Genomic DNA, 6,444 nt, shown 5'->3' on the forward strand with positions numbered 1-6,444 from the left:
TGACCTTGCCCTTGGTGATGGTGGTGTTGACCGCCTTCACCTTCACGCCGAAGAGCGCCTCGACGGCCTCCTTGACCTGGGGTTTGGTCGCGTCGATCGACACTTCGAAGACAACCGCGCCGGACTCGCCCGCCATGGTGGTTTTCTCGGTGATGATCGGCTTGCGGATCACGTCGTAATGTTGCGGCTTCGCACTCATTTCAGTCGAGCCTCCAGAGCTTCGACACCCGCCTTCGTGAGCACGAGGGTGTCACGCTTGAGGATGTCATACACGTTGGCGCCCATGCTGGGCAGCACGTCCAGACCGTCGATGTTGGCCGCGGCACGAGCGAAGTTCTCGTTGACCGAGGCGCCGTCGATGATCAGCGCGCGCTTCCAGCCCAGGCTCTTGACCTGTGCCGCGAGCGACTTGGTCTTGCCGTCGCTGTCCGCCGTGTTGATCACGACGAGCGAGCCGGTCTTGGCCTTGCCGACAGGGCCAGCTTCAGACCCAGGGCGCGGACCTTCTTGGGAAGATCGTGGGCGTGCGACCGCGGGGTCGGGCCCTTGTAGATGCCACCCTTGCGGAAGATCGGTGCCTTGCGGGAGCCGTGGCGTGCGCCGCCGGTGCCCTTCTGGCGATAGATCTTCTTGGTCGAGTAGCTCACTTCCGAGCGGCCCTTGACCTTGTGGGTCCCGGCCTGCGCCTTGTTGCGCTGCCAGCGAACGACGCGGTGCAGGATGTCGGCGCGCGGCTCGAGACCGAACAGGGCCTCGTCCAGCTCGACTTCGCCCGCGGCCGAGCCGTCGAGGTTGATCACGTCGAGTTTCATTCGTCGCCTTCCTTCTTCTCGGCATCGCCCTCGGCCTTGTCGGCCTCGATCGACGCTTCGGCTTCGTTCAGCGCAGCGGCTTCCTGGGCGGCCTGCTCTTCGGCAAGACGCTGGCTTCCGCTTCGGCTTCGGCGGCAGCGGCAGCGGCGGCCTCTTCGGCAGCACGTGCGGCTTCCTCGGCGGCCGATTTCAGCGCGGCGGGCAGGATCACGTTCTCGGGCGTGGCCTTCTTGACCGCGTCCTTGATCGTCACCCAGCCACCCTTGGAGCCGGGAACGGCGCCCTTGATCATGATGATGCCACGGTCGGCATCGGTCTTCACGACCTGCAGGTTCTGCGTGGTGACGCGGACGGCACCCATATGGCCAGCCATCTTCTTGCCTTTGAAGACCTTGCCGGGATCCTGACACTGACCGGTCGAGCCGTGCGAACGGTGCGAGATCGACACACCGTGCGATGCCCGCAGGCCGCCGAAGTTGTGCCGCTTCATGGCACCGGCAAAGCCCTTGCCGATGGTCGTGCCCGCCACGTCGACGAACTGGCCTTCGAAGTAATGGTTGGCGGTGATTTCCTCACCGACACCGATCAGGTTCTCGGCGTCGACGCGGAATTCCGCGATCTTCCGCTTCGGTTCGACCTTGGCAACGGCAAAGTGGCCGCGCATCGCCTTGCTGGTGTTCTTGGCCTTGGCGGTACCCGAGCCGAGCTGGACGGCGGTGTAGCCATCCTTTTCAGCGGTCCGCTGGGCCACCACCTGGCAACCGTCGAGCTGGAGGACGGTCACGGATCTGCTTGCCGTCTTCCATGAACAGCCGGGTCATGCCCAGCTTCTTTGCGATAACTCCAGAGCGCAACATCGGTAGCCCTCCTTATACCTTGATCTCGACATCCACGCCGGCGGCGGGTCGAGCTTCATCAACGCGTCCACCGTCTGCGGGGTCGGATCCACGATATCCAGGAGCCGCTTGTGGGTGCGGATCTCGAACTGGTCGCGGGATTTCTTGTTCACGTGGGGGCCACGCAGAACGGTGAATTTCTCGATCTTGTTCGGCAGCGGGATCGGCCCGCGCACGGTCGCGCCGGTCCGCTTGGCGGTGTTCACGATTTCCTGCGTGGAGGCATCCAGCACGCGGAAATCGAACGCCTTGAGCCGGATGCGAATGTTCTGGCTTTGCATTGTTCGGTCTGCCTTATCATAGGCGTTGGAGTTGAGAGGAGGAGACAGGACCACCCTGTCCCCTCATCGAACCCGATCGGGTAAGGGCGCTGCCCCGCCCCAGAAGGCGATGGGTGCCGAAGCACCCATCCGAAGTCTTGTCCGGCGGGCCGGATAGATCCGGCACCGCCCGCTGTCAAGATCAGGCGAGGATCTTGGAGACCACGCCGGAGCCGACGGTGCGGCCGCCTTCGCGGATGGCGAAGCGGAGGCCGTCTTCCATCGCGATCGGGGCGATCAGCTCGACTTCGAACTTCAGGTTGTCGCCCGGCATCACCATCTCGGTGCCTTCCGGCAGCGTCACGGTGCCGTCACGTCCGTCGTGCGGAAGTAGAACTGCGGACGGTAGTTCGCGAAGAACGGCGTGTGGCGGCCGCCTTCTTCCTTGGTCAGGATGTAGACCTCGCACTCGAACTTGGTGTGCGGCTTGACCGAACCCGGCTTGCAAGAGAACCTGGCCACGCTCGACGCCTTCACGGTCGATGCCGCGCAGCAGCGCGCCGATGTTGTCGCCCGCCTCGCCGCGGTCCAGCAGCTTGCGGAACATCTCGACGCCCGTGCAGGTCGTCTTCTTGGTGTCGCGGATGCCCACGATCTCCAGTTCGTCGCCCACGTTCACCACGCCGCGTTCGACGCGACCGGTCACCACGGTGCCGCGGCCCGAGATCGAGAACACGTCTTCGATCGGCATCAGGAAGGGCTGATCGGTGGCGCGCGGCGGCTGCGGGATGTACTCGTCGACCGCGGCCATCAGTTCCTTGATCTTGTCTTCGCCGATGTTCGCATCACGGCCTTCGAGCGCGGCAAGCGCCGAACCCGCGATGATCGGAATGTCGTCGCCGGGGTAGTCGTAGGCCGACAGAAGCTCGCGCACTTCCATCTCGACCAGCTCGAGCAGTTCCTCGTCGTCCACCTGGTCGACCTTGTTCAGGAACACCACCATGGCGGGGATGCCCACCTGACGGCCCAGAAGGATGTGCTCGCGGGTCTGCGGCATCGGGCCGTCGGCCGCGTTCACCACCAGGATCGCGCCGTCCATCTGGGCGGCACCGGTGATCATGTTCTTCACGTAGTCGGCGTGGCCGGGGCAGTCCACGTGCGCGTAGTGACGGTTCTCCGTCTCGTATTCCACGTGCGCCGTCGAGATCGTGATCCCGCGCGCCTTCTCTTCCGGCGCGCCGTCGATCTGGTCGTAGGCCTTGAATTCGCCGAAATACTTCGTGATCGCAGCCGTCAGCGTCGTCTTGCCGTGGTCAACGTGACCGATCGTGCCGATGTTGCAATGCGGTTTGGTACGCGCAAACTTTTCCTTTGCCATGGTATTGGCTCCCTTTTGTGTCGGATGGTGGGGCGCCGCCCGCCTACGGTGGTGGGTAGGGCAGGGCCGTCACCCCGCCACCCGGCTTATGCGTATTTCGCCTGGATCTCGTCCGAGATGTTCTGCGGGACCGGATCGTAATGGTCGAACTGCATCGTGAACTGCGCGCGGCCCGAAGACATGGAGCGCAGGGTGTTGATGTAGCCGAACATGTTGGCCAGCGGCACCATCGCGGCGATCGCGATCGCGTTGCCGCGGGTGTCCTGCCCCTGAACCATGCCGCGCCGCGACGTGAGGTCGCCGATGATGCCGCCGGTGTATTCTTCCGGGGTCACCACTTCGACCTTCATGATCGGCTCGAGCAGCTTGGCGCCGGCCTTGCGCATACCTTCGCGCATGCCCATCCGTGCGGCGATTTCGAAGGCCAGAACCGAGGAGTCCACGTCGTGGAACTTGCCGTCGATCAGCGCGACCTTGAAGTCGATCACCGGGAAGCCTGCCAGCGGACCGGAGTCCATGACCGACTTGATGCCCTTTTCGACGCCGGGGATGTATTCCTTGGGAACGGCACCGCCGACGATCTTGGACTCGAAGGAGTACCCTTCGCCCGGCTCCGTGGGAGAGATCACCAGCTTCACTTCGGCGAACTGACCCGAACCACCCGACTGCTTCTTGTGGGTGTAGGTGTGCTCGACCTCGTGACCGATGGTCTCGCGGTAGGCCACCTGGGGTGCACCGATGTTGGCTTCGACCTTGAACTCGCGCTTGAGACGGTCGACCAGGATGTCGAGGTGAAGTTCGCCCATGCCCTTCATGATGGTCTGACCGGACTCGAGGTCGGTCTCCACCCGGAAGGAGGGGTCTTCGGCCGCAAGGCGCTGAAGGCCCTGGGACATCTTTTCCTGGTCGTTCTTGGTCTTCGGCTCGATGGCGATCTCGATCACCGGATCGGGAAGGTCATCGTTTCCAGCGACAGGGTCGTTCTGGGCGCAGAGCGTGTCCCCGGTGGTGGTTTCCTTCAGACCGGCGAGCGCGATGATGTCGCCTGCAAAGGCCTCATCGATCTCTTCGCGGTTGTTCGAGTGCATCATCATCATGCGGCCGATGCGCTCTTTGCGGCCTTGGTCGAGTTCAGGATCAGATCGCCCTTCTTCAGCTGGCCGGAATACAGCCGCGTGAAGGTGAGCGAGCCGACGAACGGGTCGTTCATGATCTTGAACGCCAGACCGGCGAAGGCATGTTGTCGTCCGCACGACGGGCGATGTTGCGGTTTCAAACTCGTCGCCCGGCTTGAAGCCCATGTAGTCGACCACGTCGAGCGGGCTCGGCAGGTAGTCCACAACGGCGTTGAGCAGAGGCTGCACGCCCTTGTTCTTGAACGCGGAACCACCCAGAACCGGCACGAAGGTCATCGACAGGCAGCCCTTGCGGATCAGCTTGCGGAGGGTCGGAACATCGGGTTCCTCGCCTTCGAGATAGGCCTCCATCGCGGCGTCGTCCATCTCGACGGCGGCTTCGACCAGGGTCAGAACGCCATTCGTCGGCGGTGTCCTTCAGATCGTCGCGGATCGGCTGGCGCACCCAGGAGGCGCCGGGTCTTCACCCTGCCACCCACTCTTCCATGGTCACCAGGTCGACGATGCCTTCGAGCTTGTCCTCGGCACCGATCGGGAAGTTGACCGGGATCGGGAGTCGCGCCGGTGCGGTCCTTGATCATCTTCACGCACTTGAAGAAGTCGGCACCGATCTTGTCCATCTTGTTGACGAACACCATCCGCGGAACCTTGTAGCGGTCAGCCTGACGCCCACGGTTTCGGTCTGGGGTTCGACACCGGCGTTGCCGTCGAGCAGCGCCACGGCACCGTCGAGCACGGCCAGCGAACGCTCGACTTCGATGGTGAAGTCCACGTGTCCGGGGTGTCGATGATGTTGAAACGGGTCTTGGTATCCGACGTGCCTTCGGCGGTCGGGTCTTCCTGCCACTGCCAGAACGTGGTGGTCGCGGCGGACGTGATCGTGATGCCCCGTTCCTGCTCCTGCTCCATCCAGTCCATGGTGGCGGCGCCGTCGTGAACTTCACCGATCTTGTGCGAACGGCCGGTGTAGTAGAGGATGCGTTCCGTCGTCGTGGTCTTGCCCGCATCGATGTGGCCATGATCCCGAGTTCCGGTAACGCTGGAGGGGATATTCGCGTGCCATAATGGACTGCCTTTCCGTGCTTACCAGCGGTAGTGGCTGAACGCCTTGTTGGCGTCGGCCATCTTGTGGGTGTCTTCGCGCTTCTTCACGGCGGAACCGCGCGACTGCACTGCATCCAGAAGTTCGCCGGCAAGACGCTCTTCCATGGTGTGCTCGTTGCGGCCGCGGGACGCGGTGATCAGCCAGCGGATGGCAAGCGCTTCGCGGCGCTCGGGCGCGCACTTCGACGGGCACCTGGTAGGTGGCGCCACCAACCCGGCAGGAACGGACTTCCACGGCCGGCTTGATGTTGTCGAGCGCTTCATGGAACACTTCCACGGGCGCGCGCTTGATCTTGCCTTCGACGCGGTCGAGCGCGTTGTAGACGATCTTTTCTGCGACCGATTTCTTGCCGTCGATCATCAGGTTGTTCATGAACTTCGTCAGAACCCGATCGCCATACTTGGCATCGGGCGGACTTCGCGCTTCTCGGCAGCGTGGCGACAGGACATCTCTGTATCTCCTTACTTCGGACGCTTCGCGCCGTACTTCGAACGACGCTGCTTGCGGTCCTTGACGCCCTGGGTGTCCAGCACACCGCGCAGGATGTGGTAACGCACGCCGGGAAGGTCTTTCACACGACCGCCGCGGATGAGCACAACCGAGTGCTCCTGCAGGTTGTGGCTTTCACCCGGGATGTAGCTGATGACTTCGAAACCGTTGGTCAGACGCACCTTGGCCACCTTCCGCATTGCCGAGTTCGGCTTCTTCGGAGTGGTGGTGTAGACGCGGGTGCAGACGCCGCGCTTCTGCGGGCACTGTTCCAGGTGCTGGGACTTCGAACGTTTGACTTTCGGCTGCCGCGGCTTGCGGATCAGCTGCTGGATCGTTGGCATTTGGGTCTCTTCCCCGTGTTTCTC

3 protein-coding genes and 5 pseudogenes are annotated in these 6,444 nt (G+C 63.2%); all 8 read right to left on the reverse strand.

Annotation, left to right across the window (positions count from 1 at the left end; all coding sequences use genetic code 11):
• A partial coding sequence (rplW, locus tag ACN5KJ_RS20370; protein ID WP_418596024.1) for a 50S ribosomal protein L23 occupies positions 1 to 199 on the reverse strand: 199 nt, incomplete at its 3' end.
• Positions 196 to 812, reverse strand: a pseudogene (gene rplD, locus ACN5KJ_RS20375) (50S ribosomal protein L4). The pseudogene rplD and the gene rplW, both read right to left, overlap by 4 nt.
• A pseudogene (rplC, locus tag ACN5KJ_RS20380) lies at positions 809 to 1,669 on the reverse strand (50S ribosomal protein L3). Before rplC ends, rplD begins: the two co-directional pseudogenes overlap by 4 nt.
• A 12-nt stretch (positions 1,670 to 1,681) precedes the next feature.
• Positions 1,682 to 1,989, reverse strand: a pseudogene (rpsJ, locus tag ACN5KJ_RS20385) (30S ribosomal protein S10).
• 181 nt (positions 1,990 to 2,170) lie between these two features.
• Complete coding sequence (gene tuf / locus ACN5KJ_RS20390) at positions 2,171 to 3,346, reverse strand: elongation factor Tu (RefSeq protein WP_418596026.1); 1,176 nt, start codon at positions 3,344 to 3,346, stop codon at positions 2,171 to 2,173.
• An 86-nt stretch (positions 3,347 to 3,432) separates the two neighbouring features.
• A pseudogene (gene fusA / locus ACN5KJ_RS20395) lies at positions 3,433 to 5,545 on the reverse strand (elongation factor G).
• 20 nt (positions 5,546 to 5,565) lie between these two features.
• Positions 5,566 to 6,036, reverse strand: a pseudogene (gene rpsG / locus ACN5KJ_RS20400) (30S ribosomal protein S7).
• Between the two features lie 12 nt (positions 6,037 to 6,048).
• The gene (gene rpsL, locus ACN5KJ_RS20405; RefSeq protein ID WP_008883423.1) at positions 6,049 to 6,420 is read right to left on the reverse strand and encodes a 30S ribosomal protein S12; all 372 of its coding nucleotides are present in this window, start codon (positions 6,418 to 6,420) and stop codon (positions 6,049 to 6,051) included.
• Positions 6,421 to 6,444: the final 24 nt, after the last annotated feature.

Source organism: Ponticoccus sp. (in: a-proteobacteria) (genome assembly GCF_048381735.1).